This window comes from Bradyrhizobium sp. USDA 4341, from assembly GCF_054063755.1.
The window spans coordinates 5,354,664-5,377,792 of the sequence record NZ_JBSSGO010000002.1 but is presented as its reverse complement, the minus strand read 5'-3'; the positions used below and the strand labels follow the sequence as shown (position 1 = coordinate 5,377,792).

Annotated in this window: 24 protein-coding genes and 2 pseudogenes; 11 read left to right on the top strand and 15 right to left on the bottom strand. The window is 64.7% G+C overall.

Annotation, left to right across the window (positions count from 1 at the left end):
- Window positions 1-52: 52 nt before the first annotated feature.
- Window positions 53-958, bottom strand: a pseudogene (locus tag ACVIGB_RS31510) (YifB family Mg chelatase-like AAA ATPase); the annotation flags it as partial.
- Here ACVIGB_RS31510 and ACVIGB_RS31505 point away from each other — a divergent pair.
- A complete protein-coding gene (locus ACVIGB_RS31505; protein WP_456719742.1) occupies window positions 948-1,526 on the top strand; it encodes a recombinase family protein in 579 nt (192 codons plus the stop codon). The pseudogene ACVIGB_RS31510 and the gene ACVIGB_RS31505 overlap by 11 nt on opposite strands.
- Here ACVIGB_RS31505 and ACVIGB_RS31500 read toward each other — a convergent pair.
- Window positions 1,523-1,840, bottom strand: coding sequence for a hypothetical protein (locus ACVIGB_RS31500; protein ID WP_456719743.1), 318 nt, complete (start codon window positions 1,838-1,840; stop codon window positions 1,523-1,525). The genes ACVIGB_RS31505 and ACVIGB_RS31500 overlap by 4 nt on opposite strands.
- 282 nt (window positions 1,841-2,122) lie before the next feature.
- On the opposite strand from ACVIGB_RS31500, the gene ACVIGB_RS31495 reads away from it, so the two are divergent.
- Window positions 2,123-2,479: a hypothetical protein gene (locus ACVIGB_RS31495; RefSeq protein ID WP_456719744.1), complete on the top strand. Its 357-nt coding sequence runs from the start codon at window positions 2,123-2,125 to the stop codon at window positions 2,477-2,479.
- Window positions 2,480-2,653: 174 nt separating this feature from the next.
- On the opposite strand, the gene ACVIGB_RS31490 is transcribed toward ACVIGB_RS31495, so the two are convergent.
- From ACVIGB_RS31490 to rsmI, 6 genes and pseudogenes are all read right to left on the bottom strand, one after another.
- Window positions 2,654-3,256, bottom strand: coding sequence for a hypothetical protein (locus ACVIGB_RS31490; RefSeq protein WP_456719745.1), 603 nt, complete (start codon window positions 3,254-3,256; stop codon window positions 2,654-2,656).
- Window positions 3,257-3,322: 66 nt separating this feature from the next.
- Window positions 3,323-3,967: pseudogene (locus tag ACVIGB_RS31485) on the bottom strand (magnesium chelatase domain-containing protein); the annotation flags it as partial.
- A 104-nt stretch (window positions 3,968-4,071) separates the two neighbouring features.
- The gene (locus ACVIGB_RS31480) at window positions 4,072-5,043 is read right to left on the bottom strand and encodes an MBL fold metallo-hydrolase (protein WP_092120991.1); all 972 of its coding nucleotides are present in this window, start codon (window positions 5,041-5,043) and stop codon (window positions 4,072-4,074) included.
- 189 nt (window positions 5,044-5,232) lie between these two features.
- Window positions 5,233-6,180, bottom strand: a complete 948-nt coding sequence (gshB, locus tag ACVIGB_RS31475; protein ID WP_456719746.1) for a glutathione synthase — start codon at window positions 6,178-6,180, stop codon at window positions 5,233-5,235.
- A gap of 30 nt (window positions 6,181-6,210) precedes the next feature.
- Window positions 6,211-6,594 carry a YraN family protein gene (locus ACVIGB_RS31470; RefSeq protein WP_176534543.1) on the bottom strand — a complete coding sequence of 128 codons (384 nt, stop codon included), beginning with the start codon at window positions 6,592-6,594 and terminating at the stop codon, window positions 6,211-6,213.
- Entirely contained in the window at window positions 6,581-7,534 is a 954-nt protein-coding gene (rsmI, locus tag ACVIGB_RS31465; RefSeq protein WP_456719747.1) for a 16S rRNA (cytidine(1402)-2'-O)-methyltransferase, read from the bottom strand. The genes ACVIGB_RS31470 and rsmI overlap by 14 nt, the downstream gene beginning before the upstream one ends.
- A gap of 321 nt (window positions 7,535-7,855) precedes the next feature.
- On the opposite strand from rsmI, the gene ACVIGB_RS31460 reads away from it, so the two are divergent.
- Window positions 7,856-9,070 (top strand): penicillin-binding protein activator, encoded by a 1,215-nt coding sequence (locus ACVIGB_RS31460; RefSeq protein WP_456719748.1) that lies wholly within the window; start codon window positions 7,856-7,858, stop codon window positions 9,068-9,070.
- 194 nt (window positions 9,071-9,264) lie between these two features.
- Here ACVIGB_RS31460 and hemW read toward each other — a convergent pair whose 3' ends face one another.
- Genes hemW through rph form a run of 3 tightly spaced genes read right to left on the bottom strand, consistent with a single transcriptional unit; the run spans window position 9,265 to window position 11,769 of the window.
- Complete coding sequence (gene hemW, locus ACVIGB_RS31455) at window positions 9,265-10,422, bottom strand: radical SAM family heme chaperone HemW (RefSeq protein WP_456719749.1); 1,158 nt, start codon at window positions 10,420-10,422, stop codon at window positions 9,265-9,267.
- The gene (gene rdgB / locus ACVIGB_RS31450) at window positions 10,409-11,044 is read right to left on the bottom strand and encodes an RdgB/HAM1 family non-canonical purine NTP pyrophosphatase (RefSeq protein WP_456719750.1); all 636 of its coding nucleotides are present in this window, start codon (window positions 11,042-11,044) and stop codon (window positions 10,409-10,411) included. The genes hemW and rdgB overlap by 14 nt, the downstream gene beginning before the upstream one ends.
- A gap of 11 nt (window positions 11,045-11,055) precedes the next feature.
- Window positions 11,056-11,769 carry a ribonuclease PH gene (rph, locus tag ACVIGB_RS31445; protein ID WP_016841497.1) on the bottom strand — a complete coding sequence of 238 codons (714 nt, stop codon included), beginning with the start codon at window positions 11,767-11,769 and terminating at the stop codon, window positions 11,056-11,058.
- Between the two features lie 172 nt (window positions 11,770-11,941).
- On the opposite strand from rph, the gene hrcA reads away from it, so the two are divergent.
- The gene (hrcA, locus tag ACVIGB_RS31440; protein WP_173639821.1) at window positions 11,942-13,030 is read left to right on the top strand and encodes a heat-inducible transcriptional repressor HrcA; all 1,089 of its coding nucleotides are present in this window, start codon (window positions 11,942-11,944) and stop codon (window positions 13,028-13,030) included.
- A 164-nt stretch (window positions 13,031-13,194) separates the two neighbouring features.
- Entirely contained in the window at window positions 13,195-13,800 is a 606-nt protein-coding gene (gene grpE / locus ACVIGB_RS31435) for a nucleotide exchange factor GrpE (RefSeq protein ID WP_092120968.1), read from the top strand.
- Between the two features lie 45 nt (window positions 13,801-13,845).
- Here the strand turns inward: grpE and ACVIGB_RS31430 are convergent, their stop codons facing one another.
- From ACVIGB_RS31430 to ACVIGB_RS31415, 4 genes are all read right to left on the bottom strand, one after another.
- Window positions 13,846-14,271 (bottom strand): VOC family protein, encoded by a 426-nt coding sequence (locus ACVIGB_RS31430; RefSeq protein ID WP_092120965.1) that lies wholly within the window; start codon window positions 14,269-14,271, stop codon window positions 13,846-13,848.
- A gap of 67 nt (window positions 14,272-14,338) precedes the next feature.
- Entirely contained in the window at window positions 14,339-15,181 is an 843-nt protein-coding gene (locus ACVIGB_RS31425) for a helix-turn-helix domain-containing protein (RefSeq protein ID WP_456719751.1), read from the bottom strand.
- A 24-nt stretch (window positions 15,182-15,205) separates the two neighbouring features.
- A complete protein-coding gene (gene pncA / locus ACVIGB_RS31420; RefSeq protein WP_456719752.1) occupies window positions 15,206-15,916 on the bottom strand; it encodes a bifunctional nicotinamidase/pyrazinamidase in 711 nt (236 codons plus the stop codon).
- Window positions 15,917-16,013: 97 nt separating this feature from the next.
- Window positions 16,014-16,949, bottom strand: a complete 936-nt coding sequence (locus ACVIGB_RS31415; protein ID WP_456719753.1) for a hypothetical protein — start codon at window positions 16,947-16,949, stop codon at window positions 16,014-16,016.
- A 574-nt stretch (window positions 16,950-17,523) separates the two neighbouring features.
- On the opposite strand from ACVIGB_RS31415, the gene dnaK reads away from it, so the two are divergent.
- The 6 genes from dnaK (at window position 17,524) to ACVIGB_RS31385 (ending at window position 23,093) form a co-directional block, all read left to right on the top strand.
- The gene (gene dnaK, locus ACVIGB_RS31410; RefSeq protein WP_092120953.1) at window positions 17,524-19,425 is read left to right on the top strand and encodes a molecular chaperone DnaK; all 1,902 of its coding nucleotides are present in this window, start codon (window positions 17,524-17,526) and stop codon (window positions 19,423-19,425) included.
- Between the two features lie 170 nt (window positions 19,426-19,595).
- Window positions 19,596-20,726: a molecular chaperone DnaJ gene (gene dnaJ / locus ACVIGB_RS31405; RefSeq protein ID WP_456719754.1), complete on the top strand. Its 1,131-nt coding sequence runs from the start codon at window positions 19,596-19,598 to the stop codon at window positions 20,724-20,726.
- A 100-nt stretch (window positions 20,727-20,826) separates the two neighbouring features.
- Complete coding sequence (locus ACVIGB_RS31400) at window positions 20,827-21,429, top strand: class I SAM-dependent methyltransferase (RefSeq protein ID WP_092120946.1); 603 nt, start codon at window positions 20,827-20,829, stop codon at window positions 21,427-21,429.
- Between the two features lie 48 nt (window positions 21,430-21,477).
- A complete protein-coding gene (locus ACVIGB_RS31395; RefSeq protein ID WP_456719755.1) occupies window positions 21,478-22,056 on the top strand; it encodes an NADPH-dependent FMN reductase in 579 nt (192 codons plus the stop codon).
- Between the two features lie 6 nt (window positions 22,057-22,062).
- A complete protein-coding gene (gene pyrF, locus ACVIGB_RS31390) occupies window positions 22,063-22,773 on the top strand; it encodes an orotidine-5'-phosphate decarboxylase (protein WP_456719756.1) in 711 nt (236 codons plus the stop codon).
- Between the two features lie 23 nt (window positions 22,774-22,796).
- Window positions 22,797-23,093 carry a DUF1330 domain-containing protein gene (locus ACVIGB_RS31385; RefSeq protein ID WP_057020363.1) on the top strand — a complete coding sequence of 99 codons (297 nt, stop codon included), beginning with the start codon at window positions 22,797-22,799 and terminating at the stop codon, window positions 23,091-23,093.
- Window positions 23,094-23,129: the final 36 nt, after the last annotated feature.

Sequence of the window (23,129 nt, the reverse complement as noted above, 5' to 3'; positions counted from 1 at the left end):
CGCGTTGACGCGGATGATTCCGGCATGAATCGGGACAGTGCTCCGGTTCGAGTCACGCCGCGCGGCGCAAATCGTCGGCCAATGCACGATAGGACAGCGCTTCGGCGAGGTGCAGCCGGCCGATCGTCTCGGCGCCGTCGAGATCGGCAAGCGTGCGCGCCACCCGTAGCACGCGGTGATAGCCGCGCGCGGTGAGGTGCATGTTCTCGGCCGCCTCGCGGAGCAGCTTCTGGCCATGCGCGTCGGGCTGCGCGATGGTTTCAAGCAGCGCGCTCGGCGCTTCCGCATTGGTGCGGACATGCGGCATGCCGGCCGCAGCGTAGCGCGCGAGTTGGATGTCGCGCGCGGCCGCGACGCGTGCGGCGACCTCGGCCGAACCCTCCGCAGGCGGCGGCAGGATCAGATCGGCCGCGGTCACGGCCGGCACCTCGATCCGCAGGTCGATCCGATCCATCAGCGGCCCGGAGATCCGCATCTGGTAGTCGGCGGTGCAGCGGTCGAGCCGGCCGCGCTTGCAGGAATAGCCGGGCTCATAGGCGTGGCCGCAGCGGCACGGGTTCATCGCCGCGACCAGCATGAAGCGCGCCGGATAGGTGACGCGATGGTTGGCCCGGCTCACCGAAACCTCGCCGTTCTCGAGCGGCTGGCGCAGCGAATCCAGCACGCGCGGATCGAACTCCGGCAATTCGTCGAGGAACAGCACGCCCTGATGCGCGAGCGAGATCTCGCCCGGCTTGGCGCGCATGCCGCCGCCGGTCAGCGCGGCCATGCTGGCGGAATGATGCGGGCTGCGGAACGGGCGCCGCGCGGTCAACGCGCCGTCGCGGATCTCGCCGGCGACCGAGGCGATCATCGAGACTTCGAGCAATTCGGACGGCGACAGCGGCGGCAGGATCGAAGGCAGCCGCGCCGCCAGCATTGATTTACCGGCGCCGGGCGAGCCCATCATGAGAATATGTTGGACAATTAATGCCGTTGATATACCTGTTAAATCATCGGAATTCTGTTGTGTCAAGTCCGGGGGAAACGTTGTGTCGAGCTTAAGTCAACCCTTGCCGAAAGCCTTTTCGTACATCCGGATGTCCACCGATCTTCAGCTGAAAGGCGACAGCCTTCGCCGTCAGCGGGAAGCCTCCCGGAAATACGCTGAGAGACACGGTCTGGAATTGGTCGAGAACGTCGATCTCCATGACATCGGCGTTTCGGCCTACAAAGGCAAACACCTCGCATCCGGTGCCTTCGGACGATTCCTTGAGGCCGTGCGGGAACGAAAGATCGAGCGGGGCTCATACTTGCTAGTCGAATCATTCGATCGGATGAGTCGTCAGGAGCCGATAGTCGCACTAAAGCCGTTCATGGAGATCGTGGAGGCCGGCCTTGTCTTGGTCACGCTGGACGATGAGCGCGTTTTCCGAGGCAAAATTAGCTTCGAAGATCTGATTATTTCGATCGCCAAGATGAGTCGGGCGAACGAGGAATCGGCTCGAAAGAGCGACCGTCTATCGCAGGTCTGTGCTCCGCGCTAGAAGAGATCATTCAAGGCAAACGCAGCAACTTCCTGCAACGCGTTCTCCTGAACTGGAACTTTCCGTTCGCTCCGAAGGAGTTCAAACATGGCGCGCTGAATTACTCCGACTTCGGCATGAACAATCCTGTGCTCGTTCGCCGGTTCCTCGACCCGCTTGATGCCGGAACGCCAGATGGTGATCGGCTTGCGGACGATATCTGGTCGTGGGCAAAGGAAAACCTCCACATGTCTCGAGACTTTATCGATGTATATGAACAGGAGCGCACTGAGCGGAAAAACAAGAAGAAGCAGAGGCCGACGCGGTGATCCCAAGCGGCCCTCTAGAGCCTCGAGTGAGCGGCAAACGGAATGGCTTGCAGCTATCCCGTTGATTTGCCTCAGAAGCGGCAGCCTCCCAAGCTGCCGCGGTTGAGACTTCAACTACAAACCAGCGTTTATGTTTGACGCGGCCTCACGGTCGCCCCAGGACCACGCATCCCGGCCACGTCTGCCTGCTCCTCATCCGATAGCTGACTTTGCGCGTTCGGCTCAAAGGTCGCCGATGGGCCATTACGCCCTACCTAGTCTCCAAGATCGCATGGCCAAACGCCCTGCATGATCGCTGCGATGTTCGGGATGCTGGGCCAATTCGATTCGATCAACAACGTCAGCCAGCGACGACCTGGCATTTGTGAGCGCTTGGTTCAGCTCCTGACCTCTGCGGGACCTCATCTCGAAGCGATCTTCTGCTCTATGGGGTCGTCCACGCAAGGCGAGTGCGCCGAGCATGCCGTTTCCGGCCGGCAGAAAGCGGCCATTCGTTTCCGCGCGATGTTCAACAAAGAGGTCGAGTACGTTGGCCGGGAGCTTCCAGCCGTACTCGAGAAAGTTGCTCATCTCTGCTGGAGCATAATAAGCCGCAACAAGGGTGTCCGGCCCCACGTCGAATGGAGCTTGGCTGAGCTCTCTTAGTTCGTCCTGCCAAAGCCGGATGACCTGATTGGTTATCGCCTCTCGTGCGACCATACAGACCGGACGTGGGCGCGCGCCTCCGCCCGTCTGGAATTCAAAATCAACGCACCAAATGCGACGAAAGGGAACGACGGCGCAGAGGCCGTCGTTTTGGTTGCTGCTGGCATCCATAGATTAGACCAAACCACGCAGCCGCTTGACGACGGGGTGATCCTCGCTCTGGATCACACGCCCGCGAAAGGCGATCTCGAGAAGTTCGTTCAAAGGCTTCCCCGGCCATTCCGGCTCGGAGAGATCCCCCTGGGCCGCCCAAATGCGATAGGCGCCCAACGACATGTCGGCCACCAGCCGAACCCATGTTTTCTTTGCGACTTCGCAGCCCTGCAGCGCACTGTCCTGCCAAGCGTTCCCGCTGTTGTTGTCGTTCGCAACTTTGAGCGGCCAGAGGAAACTCACCTTCTGACGGTTCATAGCGGTAACGAGGATGACCGGGGTCGTTTCCCCGAGCATCGCCGACATCATGTTGGGAGCCACGAAGTAGAACTCACGATCCTGCTTGTCCTCGTACACGGCCGTTGCGAGCATCATTCCTTCGTCAGGATGAACACGCACAAATTCCTGCTTTTGAGGCTTGCGCACAGGTACTTTCGACAGAATCTCAGCGGTGCCGCCAAGTACGGTCGAGCTAACGGAGAGCCGCAGCTTGTCAAGGTCCGCAAAGATGCTTTGCGCAGCTGGTTGGGTAGTAAGAGTGAGATCTTCATTACGGGTCGTCATTTTTGCTGTCCGATCAAGCCGAAAACGGCCGGCATCCGATCAACAACCCAAATTAATTGGCCATCATATTAGCAAATGATGTCCGCCGGCGGCGGCGATCTCGAGTGCGCGTTTTGCGCTCTCCTGGCCCTTGATGTCGCGCAGGTCGAGCAGCGCTTCCTCGCGCTCATGCACCTTCGGCTGCGGCCGCGACAGCACCTGCGTGCCCTTGAAGTGGTTGGCGATCTGGATCAGCGAGTGAGCTGCGATGATCTGGATGTCCGGGCTCGCCCAGGCGGCCTCCGAGCCGCAGGCGGCCGGACAGATCAATCCTTCGTCGCGCGAATTGGCGCCGATCGCCGCGGGCAGCACGCCCGCCACCGGTGCGATCGAGCCGTCGAGCCCAAGCTCGCCAAGCACGGTGAAGCCGCTGAGCGCATCCGGCGGGATCGCCCCGATCGCCGCCATCAGGCCGAGCGCAATCGGCAGGTCGTAATGGCTGCCCTCCTTGGGCAGGTCGGCCGGCGCGAGGTTGACGGTGATGCGGCGGGCGGGAAGCGCGAGGCCGGAGGCGATCAGCGCCGAGCGCACCCGCTCGCGCGCCTCCGACACCGCCTTGTCGGGCAAGCCGACGATCGCAAACGCCGGCAATCCCGGCGCGACCTGGACCTGCACGTCGACCGCACGGGCCTCAATCCCCTCGAATGCGACGGTGGAAACCCGCTGGACCATGCTGCCCCTATCTTCCGCCACCCAAGGTAGCGGAGCAGGCTGCCCAGCGCAAGAACATTAAGGGAACATCCGGGGACGGCGCGCGCCGCCCCCGGATGGCGCCGTCACAGCGTCATCTGCATCGGCTCCGGATAGTAGTGGAAGCCTTCACCGGCCTTGGCAACGTGGCCGTAGCCCGGCCAGGCGAAGTGATAGGACATGACAGGCGTCTTGTTCGCGGCCAGCATCTCGAGGAGCTTGACCCGCGAGTTCGCCGCCTGCTTCGGATCGGTGTCGTAGGAGAACTCCATCCGCGGCCGCTCCAGCAACAGCACCGCGTGATGCGAGAGGTCGCCGAGGAAGGCAAAGGACTTGCCGCCCGAGCTCACCAGGAAGATGGTGTGGCCCACGGTGTGGCCGGGCGCCGCGATCGCCTGCACGCCGGGCAGGAATTCCTGGCCATCCTTGAAGAACACGATGCGGTCGCGCACCGGCAGCAGGTTCTTGCGGGCGTGCACGACAAAGTCCTTCAACGGACTGCCCATCTTGCCTTCGTCGGTCCAGAAATCGAGATCGCTTTGCGCGATGTAGTACTGCGCATTCGGGAACAGCGGCTTGTCGTCGGCGCCGACAATGCCGCCGATATGATCGATGTGTGCGTGCGACAGCACGACGGCATCGATGTCTTCCGGCTTGATGCCGGCTTCCTGCATGCTCTTCTGCTGCCGGCCGGTGGTCGGACCGAAGGCCTTCGAGGTGCCCATGCCGGTATCGAACAGGATCAGTCTGTCGCCCATGTTGACGATCGGCGAGTTCTGCTCGAGCACGACATTGTCGGGCGAGAGGAAATTGTCGGAGAGCATCTTCTTGACTTCTTCCTTCGGCACGCCGGTGAAGGTGCCGGAGGGATCGCCGAGCGGAAGCGGGCCGTCGGAGACGACGGTCACTTCGGCATCGCCGAGAACGAAGCGGTGCCAATAGGGTGTCTGCGTGCCGAGCTTCGGTGCGCGTGCCTGCGCAGTGCCGCCGAGAAGTGTGCTGGCGCCGAGACCGGCGCCGAGCGCGAGCAAGGATCGTCGTGAGACATTGAGCGTCATAACGTCTTCCTCCACAATTTTTATGAGATTTTCGCGTTGTCGCCCGCATTGGCCCGCCGCTTGACCTGACGCAGGCAAGAGGATGCTGCCTTCGCCCGCGCAAGCTGGCAAGAAGAATAAGGCGAACGCACGCGCGCTCGTACGCTGGCTAAATCTCAGCCAGCCTGTGCAGCGCACAAGGGAGGAGGATTATTTCGCGGCGCGCTTCTTCTCGATGGTATCCCAGATCATCGCTGCGACATCGGGGCCATTGAGCCGCTGAATGGCGCGGATGCCGGTCGGCGAGGTGACGTTGATCTCGGTCAAATTGCCGTCGATCACGTCGATGCCGACGAACAGCAGGCCGCGCTCGCGCAGCGCAGGTCCAAGCGTGGCGCAGATTTCGCGCTCGCGATCCGAGAGCTCGGTCGCCTTGGCCGCACCGCCCCGCACCATGTTGGAGCGCAGATCGTCGGCCGCAGGCACGCGGTTGACCGCGCCGGCGAATTCGCCGTCGACCAGGATGATGCGCTTGTCGCCATGCTTCACCTCGGGGAGGAAGCGCTGAATCACCCAGGGCTCCTTGAAGGTGACCGAGAACATGTCGAACAGCGAGCCGAAGTTCATGTCCTGCGGCATCACGCGGAAGACCGCGGCGCCGCCATGGCCGTGCAACGGTTTCATGACGACGGCGCCGTGCTGGTCGCGGAAGGCGTTGATCTCGTCGAGGTCGCGCGAGATCAGGGTCGGCGGCATCAGCTGCGGGAAATTCATCACGAACAGCTTCTCCGGCGCGTTGCGCACGCTGGCCGGATCGTTGACGACCAGGGTCTTCGGATGGATCCGCTCCAAAAAGTGCGTCGAGGTGATGTAGGCGAGATCGAACGGCGGATCCTGCCGCAGCAGCACGACGTCGAAGCCGTTGAGGGCCTCCCGCTTCGGCTCGCCCAGCGTGAAGTGATCGCCGACCTCGTCGCGCACGGTGAGAGGCTGCACCGACGCCACCAGCTCCCCGCCGCGCAGCGACAGCTTGTCGGGCGTGTAATAGGAAATGCCGTGGCCGCGCTTCTGCGCCTCGAGCAGCAGCGCAAAAGTCGAATCGCCGCGGATGTTGATGCGCGCGATGGGATCCATCTGGACGGCGATCTTCAATTTCATAAGCGTGTCCCGCGAGGTCTGAGGGTAACTTTAAGGGCTTGCGTCGAATGCCGCTAACAGATGGCGCGGCAGGCTCTTCGGCGCAATCAGAACGGCGTCGAATCTGAGATCAAATTCGGCATGTTCGGGATGCGCCATCAGCCAGGCCTGGGCGGCATTGACGATGCGCTGCTGCTGGCGCGGCGTCACCGCATAGGCGGCGTCGTCGAGGCTGGCACGGGCCTTGACCTCGACGAAGGCGACGAGATTGCGCCGGCGCGCAACGAGGTCGATCTCGCCATAGGGCGTGCGGAAGCGCCTTGCCAGGATGCGATAGCCCTTGGCGATCAGAAGCGCCGCGGCGCGGCTCTCGGCCGAGATGCCGGTGCGGAACGCGGCGACGCGTTCGGGCGAGGCGCTGTCAGTCTTCGCCATCGCCGTCCCCGATGGTCTTCGCGAGCTCGAGGGCGCGCGCATAGACCTCGCGGCGCGGCCTGCCCGACAGCTCGACCGCGTGGGCCACCGCATCCTTGACGCTGCCGCGGGCGAGCTGCCCGCGCAGGAGATCGTCGAGCGCATCCTGGCCCATCACCCCGGCATCATCGGCCGGCGGTCCAATCACGAGCACGAACTCGCCGCGCGTCTCCAGCGCGTCCGCGTTGGCCGCAAGCTCGGCCACCGGCGCGCGCTTGACCTCCTCGTGCAGTTTGGTCAGCTCGCGACAGATCGCCGCATCGCGCCCGCCCATGATCGCGACGAGATCGCGCAGCGTGTCCTGCACGCGATTGCCCGATTCGAACATCACGAGCGTCGCATCGATCCGGGCAAGCTCGGTAAGCCGCGCGCGGCGCGCGTGCTCCTTCGCCGGCAAAAATCCCTCGAAGAAGAACCGGTCGGTCGGCAGCGCCGCAACCGACAGCGCTGATAGCACCGACGATGGCCCCGGCACCGCGATGACGGCATGCCCGGCGGCGCAGACGTCGCGCACCAGCTTGAAGCCGGGATCGGAGATCAGCGGCGTGCCGGCGTCCGAGACCAGTGCGATCGAGGCGCCCTGCGCCAATCGCTCGAGGATCTTGGGCCGGGCCTGGGCCGCGTTGTGCTCGTGATAGAGCGCCAGCTCGGCGGTGATTGCGTAACGTTCGGTCAGCCGGCGCGTGATCCTCGTGTCCTCGCAGGCGATGACGTCGACGCCCGCCAGCGTTTCCAGCGCGCGCAGGGTGATGTCGCCGAGGTTGCCGATCGGGGTCGCCACCAGATGGAGCCCGGGCGCGGCCTTTGGCGCCGCCAGCTGCTGGCCGGCGATCGAAAAGGTCCTGGCCGCTGTGCCTGTCGTGGCATCGGAATGGTGGAGGGAACTGGCTTTTGCGCGCATAATGGCAATCTAGAGCGTTTTCGAGCGAAGTGGATACCGGTTCGCGTGAAGAAAACGCGTCAAAACAAGAAACTAGAGCCCCGTTCCGATTCAATCGGAACGGGATAGGCTCTAGAGGGATGGCAGCACTTGCGCCACATCCGGAAACCGCGATGACGGTAGGCGGTTGCCGAGGGAAACGGGAGCCGCGGCAACGGCGCCGCGAGGCCATAATCCTTTTGTTTTAGTTAACTATTCGCCGACAATATGCCTGAATCCACCCGCCTCATCAGAGCTGGATGGAGTCCTGGCCGATCCTGGTCGGTCAAGAGAAGAGAGACGATGGCAGGCCCGCATCACCGCACGTCCCCGCCGTCGGGCACGACCCGGCGAACCGCGCTTGGTCTGCTCGTGGGCGCGCCGTTGCTGAGCGCCTGTTCCGGCGTCCAGCAGAGCCTGAGCCAGTTTTCCAGCCCTTTCAGCGGCAACCAGGAAGCCGGTCCGGCCGGCCCGCCGCAACAGCCGCAGGCGGTCGGCACGGGGCAGGTCAAGATCGGACTGATCCTGCCGCTGTCGGCCTCCGGCAATGCCGGGCTCGCCGCGCAATCGATGCGGAACGCCGCCGAAATGGCGCTCGCGGAATTTCAGAACCCGAACATTCAGCTCCTGATCAAGGACGATGGCGGCAGCCCGCAGGGCGCGGCGCAGGGCACCCAGCAGGCGCTGTCCGAGGGCGCCGAGATCATTCTGGGGCCGCTGTTCGCGGGCTCCGTGCCCGCCACCGCGCAGCTGACGCGGCCGCGCGGAACGTCGGTGATCGCATTCTCCACCGATTCGAGCGTCGCCGGGCACGGCGTCTATCTGCTGAGTTTCCTGCCGGAGTCCGACATCAATCGGATCGTCGACTACTCCGCCGGGATCGGAAAGCGCTCGTTCGCCGCGATGGTGCCGGATAACGCCTATGGCAACGTGGTCGAGGCCGCATTCAAGCAGGCGGTCGGCCGCAAGAACGGCCGCGTCGTCGCATTCGAGAAATATGGCGCCGATCGCGCAACGCCGGCGCGGACCGTGGCCCAGGCGCTGGGCCAAGCCGATGCGCTGCTGCTCGCCGACGACGGCGATTCGGTGGTGGCGACCGCTGACGCGCTGACCGCAGCGGGTGCCAATCTGCGCAACATCCAGCTGCTCGGCACCGGGCTTTGGGACAATCCGCGGGTGTTCGCGAGCCCGGTCCTGCAGGGCGGCCTCTACGCCGCGCCCGATCCGTCCGGTTTCCGCAGCTTCGCCGGCCGCTATCGCGCCAAATACGGCGGCGAGCCGGTGCGCACCGCAACGCTTGCCTATGACGCCGTGGCGCTGATGGCGGCGTTGGCGCGCACCCAGGGCGCGCAGCGCTTTGCGCCGGAGACGCTGACCAATCCATCCGGCTTTGCCGGGATCGACGGTCTGTTCCGTTTCCGCTCCGACGGCACCAATGAACGCGGCCTTGCCGTCATGAAGGTGGTGTCCGGCGGCGGCACGCCGGTCGCCGGCTCGCCGAAGAGCTTTGGCGCTTAATTTTCGTCAGGCGGTCAAGCTGCCTTGTCGAGCGCCGGAACCCGCCAGCCACTTTGCATGGGGTTGTTTTTCCATATTTTGGCAGCGTGCACCTTGAGCGTTCTCGAGCGAGGTGGATACCGGTTCGCGTGAAGAAAACGCGTCAAAACAAGAATCTAGAGCCCCGTTCCGATTCAATCGGAGCGGGATAGGCTCTAGGCGGCGAGATCCGCGACGACCGCGTCGAGCACCGGGAATCCCGACTTGGTCACGCGCAGCCGACCGTCGGCATCGACGGCGATCGCGCCTTCCTCGCGCAGCATCGCGATCCGGTGCGGATCAAGCTTTCGGCCGGCGAGCTTCGCATAGCGCGTGGGATCGATACCTTCGGCGAGCCGCAGCCCCATCAAGAGGAATTCGTCGGCGCGCTCTTCGCTGTTGAGGCTGTCGTCGGTGACGACGCCATGACCGCGCTCCTCGACGTTCAACAGCCAGGCCTCGGGGCGCCGCTCGGTCGCGGTCGCGTGCCTGACGCCGTCGATGTCGAGCCTTCCATGCGCGCCGGGGCCGATGCCGGCATATTGCTCGCCGCGCCAATAGACGAGGTTGTGCTTGCACTCGGCGCCGGTGCGGGCGTGGTTGGAGATCTCGTAGGCCGGCAATCCCTCGCGGGTGCAGACCTCCTGCGTCACGTCGTAGAGCGCGCGCGCGGTCGCTTCATCCGGGGTCTGCAATTTGCCGGCGGCATGCAGCCCGAAGAACGGCGTGCCTTCCTCGATCGTGAGCTGATAGAGCGACAGATGCTCGGCCGCTTCCGAGATCGCCTGCTTCAATTCATCGGCCCACATCTGGGGCGTCTGGTCGGGCCGCGCGTAGATCAGATCGAACGAGTAACGGTCGAACGCGGAGCGCGCGATCGCAACCGCGTCGAGCGCCTCGCGCGCGGTATGCAAGCGGCCCAATGCCTTCAGCGAAGCATCGTCCAGTGCCTGTACGCCGAGCGAGACGCGATTGACGCCGGCTGCGCGATAGCCGCGAAAGCGCGTCGCCTCGACGCTGGTCGGATTGGCCTCGAGCGTCACCTCGACATCGCGCGAGACCTGCCAGTGCTTGCCGATCGCATCGAGCACGGCGCCGACGGTCTGCGGCTGCATCAGCGAAGGCGTGCCGCCGCCGAGGAAGATCGAAGACACTTCGCGTCCCGGCACCCGCGCGGCGGTGGTCTCGATCTCGCGGGCGAACGCGCGCACGAAGCGCGCTTCGTCGACCGGCGCGTGCCGGACGTGGCTGTTGAAATCGCAATACGGGCATTTCGACAGGCAGAACGGCCAGTGCACGTAGACGCCGAAAGCTTCTCGTTCAGCGTGGCTCAAGGCAGATCTCCGCGAGCTTCACGAAGGCGCGGGCGCGATGCGACAGGCCGAGTCCGAGCGGCGGCAGGCCGTGCTTCTCGATACTGCTCATCTCGCCAAAGGTCCGCGTATACCCGTCGGGCAGGAAAGCCGGATCATAACCGAATCCGGCGGTGCCGCGCGGCGGCCAGACCAGGGTTCCGTCGGCGCGGGCCTCGACCTCTTCGAGGTGATCGTCGGGCCAGGCCACGCACAGCGCGGAGACGAAGTGCGCGTTGCGCTGGTCCGGCGCGATGGCGCCGCGCTCCTGCAGCAGGCGCTCGATCCGCGTCATCGCCGCCATGAAGTCCTTGCCCTCGCCGGCCCAGCGCGCCGAGTAGATCCCGGGCGCGCCGTCGAGCGCGTCGACCACGAGGCCGGAATCGTCGGCGAAGGCCGGCAATCCCGTCGCCTTCGCGGCCGCGATGGCCTTGATTGCCGCATTGGCGCGAAAGCTGTCGCCGGTCTCCTCGGGCTCGGCGAGACCGAGATCGCCGGCCGACACCGCCTCCACGCCGTGCGGCGCCAGCAGTTCCCGCATCTCGGCAAGCTTGCCGGGATTATGGGTGGCGATGACGAGCCTTCCGGTGATTCGGCGGTGCATGACCAATCTGACTACGCCACCGCGATCTTTTGCAAGTCGACCAGACGCGCGACACCTTTGCGCGCCAGGGCCATCAGCGCCAGGAATTCACCTTCCGAGAACGGCGTCTTCTCGGCGGTGCCCTGCACCTCGATGATGCGGCCGTCGCCGGTCATGACGAAATTAGCGTCGGTGTCGGCCTCGGAGTCCTCGGCATAGTCGAGATCGAGCACCGGCGTGCCCTGGTAGATGCCGCAGGAGATCGCCGCCACGTTGTCGCGCAACACGTTGGTCTTCAGCATGTTGCGGGTCTTCATCCAGTTGATGCAGTCGGCCAGCGCCACCCAGGCACCGGTGATCGAGGCGGTGCGGGTGCCGCCATCGGCCTGGATGACGTCGCAATCGACCGTGATCTGGCGCTCGCCGAGCGCCTCGAGGTCGACGGCCGCGCGCAGCGAGCGACCGATCAGCCGCTGGATCTCGACCGTGCGGCCGCCCTGCTTGCCGGCGGAGGCCTCGCGGCGGGTGCGTTCCAGGGTGGCGCGCGGCAACATGCCGTATTCGGCGGTGACCCAGCCGCGGCCCTGGCCCTTCAGCCATGGCGGCAACCGCTCTTCCAGCGTGGCGGTCACCAGCACATGGGTGTCGCCGAACTTCACCATGCAGGAACCCTCGGCATATTTGACGACGCCGCGTTCCAGCGACACAGGACGCAGTTCATCGGGCGCACGGCGGCTTGGCCGCATTGGAAATCCTCCAGAATTCCGAGAAAGTGGGTTGGGCGTGCTTGTAGGAGGGGGAAGCGGCAGCGGCAAGGGTTTTCGGCCCCGGCATGGTTCGGTGCCGGGGAGCCCAATGCATGCTTGTCACCGGCCTCCGGGAGCGACAGATTAGGTAGCCATTGTGAAGGACTGGAGTGTGACGCACCACGATCCGATAGGCCTGATCGCGCCGCATGCCGGGCTCGCCCAGCTCAACGAGCGTTCGCGCGACATTTTTCGTCAAATCGTCGAAAGCTATCTCGCGACCGGCGAGCCGGTCGGTTCGCGCAACATCTCGCGCCTGATCGCATTACCGCTGTCGCCGGCCTCGGTCCGCAACGTGATGTCGGACCTCGAGCAGCTCGGCCTGATCTATGCGCCGCACACCTCGGCGGGCCGGCTGCCGACCGAACTCGGCCTGCGTTTCTTCGTCGACGCGCTCATGCAGGTCGGCGACCTCACCGAGGCCGAGCGGCAATCGATCCAGACCCAGCTGGCTGCGGTCGGCCGTGCGCAATCGGTCGAGGCGGCGCTGGGCGAAGCGTTGACGCGGCTGTCGGGGCTGACCCGCGCGGCGGCGGTGGTGCTGACGCAGAAGTCGAACGCGCGGCTGAAGCACATCGAATTCGTGCGGCTGGAGCCCGAGAAGGCGCTGGTCGTGCTGGTCGGCGAAGACGGCCAGGTCGAAAACCGTGTGCTGGCATTGCCGCCGGGCGTTCCCTCCTCCGCCCTGATCGAAGCGACCAATTTCCTCAATGCGCGGATCCGCGGCCGGACGCTGGCCGAAGCGCGGCTCGAGCTTGAGACCGCATTGACGCAAAACCGCGCCGAACTCGATCAGCTCACGCAAAAGGTTGTCGCGGCCGGCATCGCGAGCTGGTCAGGCGGCGAGAGCGAGGACCGCCAGCTGATCGTGCGCGGCCACGCCAATCTGCTCGAGGATCTGCATGCGCTGGACGATCTCGAGCGGATCAAGTCGCTGTTCGACGATCTCGAGACCAAGCGCGGCGTGATCGATCTGCTCGGCCGTGCCGAGCGCGGCGAGGGTGTGCGGATCTTCATCGGCTCGGAGAACAAGCTGTTCTCGCTGTCGGGTTCCTCGACCATTATCGCGCCCTATGGCGACGCCCAGGGCCGGATCGTCGGCGTGCTTGGCGTGATCGGACCGACGCGGCTGAACTATGCGCGGGTGATTCCGACCGTGGATTATGCCGCGCGCATCGTCAGCAAGATGCTGGGCGGCTGACCGGAGCGGATTTCGCTTTCATTTGACGGGTTTTCGTTGCTCAAGCCGGAGGTCCCTGTTCCCGAAGCCGGTATGTTGCGCTTGATTTTCGCCGCTCAAAGCACGATATCCCGGGCAGCAATCCCCAAGATTTGAACCGACGCGAGTTTTCGAGAAGGCAAGCCATGACCGATCCGAACCGGGCCAATGACAACACCGAGAATTCGGCGCCGACGGGTGAACCCGTGGTCTCGAAGCCCTACATCATGCCTGACGATCCCGAGGTGGGATCGGCCGAGGCGCTGGCCAAGGAACTCGCCGAGGCGAAGGACCGCACGCTGCGCACGCTGGCCGAGATGGAGAACCTCCGTCAGCGCACCCGCCGCGAGGTTGCCGACGCCAAGACCTACGGCATCACCGGCTTCGCCCGCGACGTGCTCGATATCGCCGACAATCTGCAGCGCGCGATCGATGCCGTGCCGGCCGAGACCAAGGAATCCGCCGATCCCGGCCTGAAGGCGCTGATCGAAGGCGTCGAGCTGACCGAGCGGTCGCTGCTCAACGCGCTGGAGAAGAACGGCGTCAAGAAGTTCGATCCGATCGGCGAGAAGTTCGATCCGAACTTCCAGCAGGCGATGTTCGAGGTGCCTGACACCTCGGTGCCGTCGGGCACGGTGGTGCAGGTCGTGCAGGCCGGCTACATGATCGGCGACCGCATCCTGCGTCCGGCGCTGGTCGGCGTCTCCAAGGGCGGCGCCAAGGCCGCTCCGAGCGCCGACATCACGGTCTGATCGCTTCGACGCCGGCCCTGAAGCCGTGAGCTTGCTGCTGTCGTGTCACGGCAGCGGCTTCTCATGAGCCTTCGGCCAATAGGTGCCGAAGCTCCAGAGATTTCCTTCCGGGTCACGGCAGGCGAAATCGCGGCTGCCATAGTCGGTGTCACGCAGTTCCATTTCGATCTTGGCACCCGCCGCCCGGGCCTTCGCATGCAGGGCGTCGGGATCGTCGACGGCGATGTAGATTGAATCGGTGCGGCGGCCGGTGACATCGCCGACCAGCCTGCCATAGGCATCGTCGCGGCTCTGCCCCAGCATCAGCATCGAGGAACCGTAAGCGAGCTCGGCGTGGTGGATCACGCCGCCGTCGCGGTAGACCACGTGCTCGGTGAATCCGATCACCGTCTTGAGCCAGCCGATCATCGCCTCGGCGTCCTTGCAGCGCAGGGTCGGGTAGATGCGCGGGGGTTCGATGTCGTGCGTCATGTCACAGGCCTCCTTGGCTGATAGTGCCATCCTGCACGAGTCGATGCGGCTTCGGCTTGAAGGTTTGTTACCAGTCCTCGGAACGAACCAGCCGGCCACCGGTCAGCGCCTGGCGGCGCGCCCAGGCTGTTGGCGGTTCGCCAGCGAATTCGACGAATTCGCGGGCGAGGTGGGCCTGGTCGGCATAGCCGCTTTCCGCCGCGATCCCCGCCCAGCCGAGCCTGGATCCGCTTTGCGCAAGCCGGCTCGCCCGATGAAACCGCATCATGCGCGCCAGCGATTTGGGCGCGAGGCCGAGCTCGGATCGAAACCGGCCGACCAGATGCTTGCGGCTCCAGCCGATCTCGCCGGCCAGTGCCGTGATGCTGATGGCGCCGGCCGAACGCGCCAATCGTCGATAGGCGAACGCGATTTCGGGAGACGGCGTGTGGCCGGCGCGGCGAAGCACGAACGCCTCGATCAGGTCGAAGCGGCGCTGCCAGCACGACATAGCGCCGAGCTGTTCGCGCAGATGACGGCCATCATGCCCCAGCACGTCCTCGAGTTCGATCATGCGTCCGGCAAGCTCGGTCACGGCGCCGCCGAAGAAGCTGTAAGCACCAAGCGGGGTGAAATCCACCTGCACGCAGGCGGCGTGGCCATCGGACTCGATGTAGACCGGTCCCGCATAGAGACCGGCAGCAAAGCTCTGCTGGCGGTCGCTCGCTTCAGGCTCGCGCCCGAGCGCGATCAGGAATGGGGAGCCGAAGCTGATGATCAGCGGGACGATCAGCGGTGCGGTCTGCCGCTGCGCGAACCGGCCGGCCGCGGTCTCGCGATAGCCGGTCATCGCAGCAATCAGTCCCGCGGTGCGCGGCGATGGTGCGCGCTGCACGAATTCAAATGCGACGGGCGGCGCAAACTCGGCCATGCGAATCTCACGCGAGGCCGCGACTTACGCGATATCGGACGACTGGATCCTCTTGACGCCGGCCTTGTCCATGTCGGTCCAGGCCTTGGCGAGCGATCCCTGGGTGTCGATGCCGCGACAGGCGTCCTCCACGACATAGGTTTCGAAGCCGGCCTTGCGCGCATCGAGCGCGGTCCATGCCACGCAGAAATCGGTGGCGAGCCCGGCCACGAAAACCCGCTCGACATTGCGCGCCTTCAGATAGGCGGCGAGCCCCGTGGTGGTCTTGCCGTCGGCTTCAGTGAAGGCGGAGTAGCTGTCGACGTCCTTGTGAAAGCCCTTCCGGATGATCAGCTCGGCCTGCGGGATCGCGAGATCCTTCGCCAGCGAGGCGCCGTCGGTGCCCTGCACGCAGTGGTCGGGCCACAGCACCTGCTTGCCGTAGGCGAGGTCGATGGTCTCGAACGGCTTCTTGCCGGCATGGACCGAGGCAAACGAGACGTGTCCCGGCGTGTGCCAGTCCTGCGTCATCACCACATTGGCAAAGCTCTTGGCGATCTTGTTGATCACCGGCACCACCTGCTCGCCGTCCTTCACCGCGAGGCTGCCGCCGGGCAGGAAGCAGTTCTGGACGTCGATCACGAGCAGCGCGGAGCCGTCGTCGGGCTTGATCGCAGCCGCCCAGAGGCTCCTGGGAACCAGGGTCGCAAGCGCCAACGTGCCGAGGCCTGCAACTATCTGTCGTCGATCCAACATCGCGCCCCTCCTCGCTTTGATACCGCGCGAGGAGGCTAGTTCCGTTCGGCGAACGGCGAAAGTGGGATTTTTCCAACCGGCCTTGCGAAGGGCCCGATCAGCCGCGCGGCTGGATGCCGTCGCGGACTGCGCGGAAGCGTGGGAAGGCGGTCTCCCAATCGGTGCGCGGCGAGCTGCCGATGATCCGCAGCGATGTCTGTGCGCCGAACCGCAGCCACTGCACGATGGTCACCGGGGTGTTGTCCTTGCCGCTGACCGCGTCGATCCGTGTCTCGAAGCCGGGCTGGCCGTCGATCCGGATCGGTTCGGACATGGTGATCCGCCCGTCGCGCACGCCGGGGATCGTGGTGGCGATCTGCTGGGCAAAGCGGCCGCGATCATCGGGCGTGGCCGGCGCCGAAGCGATGACGCCGAGCAGCATGAAGGGCTTGGCCTCAAGGCCCTTGTCGTCGCCGTCGGCCATCAGCAGCGCTGCGCCCGGCGCCAACATGCGGATGTTCTTGAAGCTGCTGAGCTCGGTGACCTTGAACGGCATCATGGCGAGCTGCTCGTCGACCGGCACATCCTTGCGGATTTCGGCGGAGGCGAACATCTGCCGGACGGCGTCGTCGGTGTAGATCTTGCCCGCGTTCTCCGGCACCTGCACCGCGACATAGCCGGAGAAGGTCGGCCCCGGCAGGATCATGGAATAGCGCCGCACATTGCTGGCGCCGTCGCGGGCGCTCTCCACGGTGTAGTAGGCAAGGCCGGCCGGCGTCTCGAGGCTCTCGGGCTTGATGTTTCCGGTGCCGGCCGGGTTGGCCTTGAAGGCAGTCACGACCTCGTTGTAGGCGTCCGCGGGCAGGTCGGCGATCAGGACCTTGACGCCCTGGTCCTCGGTTTCGAAGCCGATGAAGGATTTGGCGCGGACGAGGCCCACCAGCGGTTTCATCCCGACATGCGCGCCCGGCGGAAACACCACGTCGGCGGCAAAGCCACGACAGGTGGCAGCAATCAGCAAGGCAACCGCAACGAGAACTCGAAAAGGCGTCATGGGGGATCTACCGGTTTTGCTTGGTGGCCACGCAACGGGGCCGGTGCAGGGCTGGATGGCCTCTTCAGTCGGACCGCTTTTAGCGGTTTTGATGGCCCTGCAACAGGCCGCCAAATCTCTGCTCCAGGCCAGCCGGTTCGATTCCATGGGCTTTTCGCCTTGATTGGCGGGCACTTTCCAGTTTCCCGAGGTTTCCAGGAACGACCACCTGCGGCCGCCAGCGGCCAAACAGCGCGCCCTCGACCCGTGCGCCGCTCTCGCATACGACGTTTGTGAGCGTTCACTCAACAGCGCTGACGTCGCGCCGCTGACGTCGCGGTCGACGGCGGGCGGCATTCTTGCCGATTTGTTAACTCGGTCTGGGCTTGAACCGGTGCCGCGGCCGGGCTGACACAATCTTTCAAACGTCAGTCTTTTCAGGCCTCAACGTTGCGTCCAGTCCTTGCGGGCAGGACCCTCTCTCCTATATCAGGCTCACCGTCGCAATATCGCGAGTATGTGAACGTCTGGGGGTTCGGTACGGAGCGCCGTCAGGGCCCAACCAACCTGCCGTAGCAAAGAGGATATCAAAACCATGGGTAAGGTCATTGGGATCGACCTCGGCACCACGAATTCGTGCGTCGCCGTGATGGATGGCAAGAACGCCAAGGTGATCGAGAATGCCGAGGGCATGCGAACGACGCCGTCGATCGTTGCTTTCACCGACGATGGCGAGCGCCTTGTCGGACAGCCGGCGAAGCGCCAGGCGGTGACCAATCCCGAGCGTACGTTCTTTGCGGTGAAGCGCCTTATTGGCCGCCGCTATGACGACCCGATGGTCGAGAAGGACAAGAAGCTCGTTCCCTACAAGATCGTCAAAGCATCGAACGGCGATGCCTGGGTCGAAGCCGACGGCAAGACCTATTCGCCCTCGCAGGTCTCGGCCTTCATTCTGCAGAAGATGAAGGAGACCGCTGAGGCGCATCTCGGCCAGAAGGTCGATCAGGCCGTCATCACGGTTCCTGCCTATTTCAACGACGCGCAGCGTCAGGCCACCAAGGATGCCGGCAAGATCGCCGGCCTCGAAGTGCTGCGCATCATCAACGAGCCGACCGCTGCCGCGCTCGCCTACGGTCTCGACAAGACGAAGGCCGGCACGATCGCCGTGTACGACCTCGGCGGCGGCACCTTCGACGTCTCGATCCTCGAGATCGGCGACGGCGTGTTCGAGGTGAAGTCGACCAATGGCGACACCTTCCTCGGTGGTGAAGACTTCGACATGCGCCTGGTCGGCTATCTCGCCGACGAGTTCCAGAAGGAGCAGGGCATCAACCTGCGCAACGACAAGCTCGCTTTGCAGCGCCTCAAGGAAGCCGCCGAGAAGGCCAAGATCGAGCTGTCGTCGACCACGCAGACCGAAATCAACCTGCCGTTCATCACGGCTGACCAGACCGGTCCGAAGCATCTGACGATGAAGCTGACCCGCGCCAAGTTCGAGGCGCTGGTGGCCGACCTCGTCGAGAAGACCATCGAGCCGTGCCGCAAGGCGCTGAAGGATGCCGGCCTGACCGCCGGTGAGATCGGCGAAGTGGTGCTGGTCGGCGGCATGACCCGCATGCCGAAGATCCAGGAAGTGGTGAAGCAGTTCTTCGGCAAGGAGCCGCACAAGGGCGTCAATCCCGACGAAGTCGTCGCGATCGGCGCTGCGATCCAGGCCGGCGTGCTGCAGGGCGACGTCAAGGACGTGCTGCTGCTCGACGTGACCCCGCTGTCGCTGGGCATCGAGACGCTGGGCGGCGTGTTCACCCGCATCATCGACCGCAACACCACGATCCCGACCAAGAAGAGCCAGGTGTTCTCGACGGCCGAAGACAATCAGGGCGCCGTCACCATCCGCGTCTTCCAGGGCGAGCGTGAAATGGCGGCCGACAACAAGATGCTCGGCCAGTTCGACCTGATGGGCATTCCGCCGGCTCCGCGCGGCATGCCGCAGATCGAGGTGACTTTCGACATCGACGCCAACGGCATCGTCAACGTCTCGGCCAAGGACAAGGCAACTGGCAAGGAACAGCAGATCCGGATCCAGGCATCCGGCGGTCTGTCCGAGGCCGACATCGACAAGATGGTCAAGGACGCCGAGGCCAATGCGGCCGAGGACAAGAAGCGCCGCGAAGCCGTCGACGCCAAGAACCATGCCGATGGCCTGGTTCATTCGACCGAGAAGGCTTTGGCCGAGCACGGCTCGAAGATCCCGGAAACCGATCGTCGCGCGATCGAAGACGCCGTCAGCGACCTCAAGGAAGCGCTGAAGGGCGACGACGCCGAGGCGATCAAGGCCAAGACCAACACGCTGGCCCAGGTTTCGATGAAGCTCGGCGAGGCCATGTACAAGCAGCAGGCCGAGGCCGATGCGGCCAAGGACGCTGCAAAGGATGACGTTGTCGACGCGGAGTTCACCGAGGTCGACGACGACAAGAACAACAAGAAGTCTGCCTAAGCGGGCTTGCGATCATGGCCCTCACACCAAAGAGCACGCGACGCGTCTCGGAGGAGTGGGGGTCATTTTTCTTTAAGGCGATCGCTGCATCTTCCAGACAGGCGCAATCCTTGATGCAATCCCTTGCGCAATCCTTGGCGATCGCGACGAACTTCGGACGGAATTGAAGGATGTCCACCAAGCGCTGCTATTACGAGACCCTCGAGGTCGAGCGGAACGCGGACGAGACCAAGCTGAAATCGGCTTTCCGCAAGCTCGCGATGAAATGGCATCCGGACAAGAATCCGGGCGACGCCACCAGCGAGGTCCGGTTCAAGGAAATCAACGAAGCCTATGAAGTGCTGAAGGACGGCGACAAGCGCGCCGCCTATGACCGCTTCGGCCATGCCGCTTTCGAGCAGGGCATGGGCGGTGGCGGTCCCGGCTTCGGCGCCGGCTTCGCCTCCTCGTTCTCCGACATCTTCGAGGACCTGTTCGGCATGGCCGGGCAGCGCCGCGGCGGCGGCGGCCGCGAACGCGGTGCCGACCTGCGCTACAACATGGAGATCACGCTCGAGGAGGCCTTCCAGGGCAAGACCGCGCAGATCGAGATTCCGGTTTCGGTCACCTGCGAATCCTGCTCCGGCACCGGCGCCAAGGCCGGCACCAAGCCGAAGACCTGCTCGCATTGCGGCGGCGCCGGCCGTATCCGGCAGGCCCAGGGCTTCTTCACGCTGGAGCGGACCTGCCCCGGCTGTCAGGGCCGCGGCCAGATGATCGAGGACGCCTGCGCCTCCTGCGCCGGTTCCGGCCGGGTGACGCGCGAGCGCATGCTGTCGGTCAACATTCCTCCGGGGGTCGAGGACGGCACCCGTATTCGTCTCGCCGGCGAAGGCGAGGCCGGTGTCCGCGGCGGCCCGCCCGGCGACCTCTACATTTTCCTGTCGCTGACCACGCACCAGTTCTTCCAGCGTGACGGCGCCGACCTGCACTGCCGCGTGCCGATCTCGATGGTGACCGCAGCCCTCGGCGGCGAGTTCGAGGTGCCGACCATCGACAAGAGCAAGACCAAGGTGAAGGTGCCGGCCGGGACCCAGTCCAGCCGCCGATTCCGCATCGCGTCAAAGGGTATGCCGGTGCTCCGCGCGCGCCAGACCGGCGACATGTATGTCCAGGTTGTGGTCGAAACGCCGCAGAATCTGACCAAGAAGCAGCAAGAACTGCTGATGGAGTTCGAAAAACTGTCCTCCGGCGCAACTCAACCGGAGGCAGCGGGTTTCTTCTCTAAGGTCAAGGACTTCTTCGGAAGCCGCTCCGTCTAGCCGCAGTCGTTATGCTTGACCGTAACGACTTCGATCTATACGTGTTTATGACTGTTTTCTGACAACCGCTCGATTGTGCGCGGTCCCGCCTGGTAGCGACATGCCTCTGCAATCGTCCGTGCGTGCGTCGAAGAAGCCCCTCCGTCTCGACGACGAGGTTCGTTTTCTCCGTTCATGGATCGAGAAGCCGCTGCATATGGGCGCGGTGATGCCGTCCGGGCGGCTGCTCGCACGCACCATGGCGCAATATGTCGATCCCGAAGCCGAAGGACCGGTTGTCGAGCTCGGACCCGGCACCGGTGCGATCACCAATGCGCTGATCGAGCATGGCGTCGATCAAAAGCGGCTCGTCCTGGTTGAATACAATCCCGGCTTCTGTGCGCTGCTGCGCGAACGCTATCCGCAGGCCAAGGTGGTCCAGGGCGACGCCTACAGGCTGCGCGACACGCTGTGGGACGTCATGAAGTCTCCGGCCTCGGCCGTGGTCTCCGGCCTGCCGCTGGTCACCAAGCCGATGCTGACCCGCCTGAAGCTGGTCCGCGACGCTTTCCTGGCCCTCGCGCCCGGTGCGCCGTTCGTCCAGTTCACCTATTCGGTGGCGCCGCCGATTCCGAAGTCGCTGCCCGGCGTGTCCACAGAGGCGTCCGAGCGGATCTGGATGAACCTTCCGCCCGCGCGGGTCTGGGTGTATCGCAAGGGTTGATCGCCCTGCGTTGTCGCGCTGGGCACGCGCCCTAACCGCGATTTCGAAATGTCCGCGCTGAAAATCCTCGTGATCCCCGGATCGCTGCGATCAGGCTCGCTCAACGCGAAGCTCGCCGCCGTGCTGGCGCATGAGGTCGCACAGCTCGGGGCCGACGTCACCCGTATCTCGCTCGGCGATTTTCCGCTGCCGATCTATGACGGCGATTTGCAGGCAAAATCGGGCGTGCCGCAGCACGCCGTCAATCTGAAGCGGATGATCGGCGCCCATCATGGCGTGCTGATCGTGACACCCGAATATAATTCCTCGGTGCCGGCGCTGGTGAAGAACACGATCGACTGGGTGAGCCGCGTGCAGGATCCGCACGAGACCCGTGGCCAGGTGTTCCACGGCCGCGCTTTCGCGCTAGCTGCGGCATCCGGCAACCGGCTCGGCGGCACGCGCGCGCTGGCGGCGCTGCGCCTGATCCTGACGGCGTGCCATGCCGCCGTGATCCCGAACCAGCTCGCGCTGTCATTCGCCGAGCAGGCCTATGACGACATGGATCGTCTGAAGCACCCGGCCGACGTCGATACGATGCGGGCGCTGGTGCGGCAGCTGATCGACCATTCCCAACGCATGATGTGAGGTGACATGCAGCCAGCCAAGATCGCTCCAAGAGACCGGTTGATTGTGGCGCTCGATTTGCCGTCGGTCGCCAGCGCCGAGGCGATGATCGACGGGCTCGGCGACAGCGTCAACTTCTACAAGATCGGCTATCAGCTCGGTTACGCCGGCGGCCTCGCGCTGGCGAAGCAGCTTGCGGGCAGCGGCAAGAAGGTCTTCCTCGATCTCAAGCTGCACGACATCGGCAACACGGTGGCGCGCGGGGTCGAAAGCGTCGCCGCTCTCGGCGCGACCTTTCTCACCGTGCATGCCTACCCGCAGACCATGAAGGCGGCGGTCGGGGCGCGTGCCGGCTCCGGCCTGAAGATTCTCGCGGTGACGGTGCTGACGTCTTACGACGACAGCGACCTGCACGCAGCTGGCTATCGCCTCAACGTCTCCGATCTCGTCGAGGCGCGCGCCAGGCAGGCGCAGGCGCTCGGCGTCGACGGCCTCGTCAGCTCGCCCGAGGAAGCTGCCGCCCTGCGCAAGATCGTGGGCGATCAGATGAACCTGGTGACCCCGGGCATCCGCCCCGCGGGCTCGGCGACCGGCGACCAGAAGCGCATCATGACGCCGGCCCGCGCCATTGCCGCCGGCGCCGACTATCTGGTGGTCGGACGTCCGGTGATGGAAGCCGCCGATCCGAAAGCCGCGGCCGAAGCCATTCATGCCGAGATCGCCCAGGCGCACGCCTGAGCCAACAACAAGGGAGAACAGAGATGGCGAAGGGATACTGGATTGGACGCGTCGACGTTCACAATGAGGAGGGCTACAAGCCCTACATGGCGGCCAACCCGGCCATCTTCCAGAAATTCGGCGGCAAGTTCATCGTTCGCGGTGGCAAGTTCACGGGCGTGGAGGGCCAGAGCCGCTCGCGCAACGTCGTGATCGAATTCCCCGATTACGCGACCGCGCTCGCTTGCTACCAATCGCCGGAATACCAGGCCAATATCAAGGTGCGGCAGCCGCACTCGATCGCCGACCTGATTATCATCGAGGGGCACGACAGCCCGTAGCCCGGACGCCAGCCCGCCGGTTCGGCCGCTCGGAAC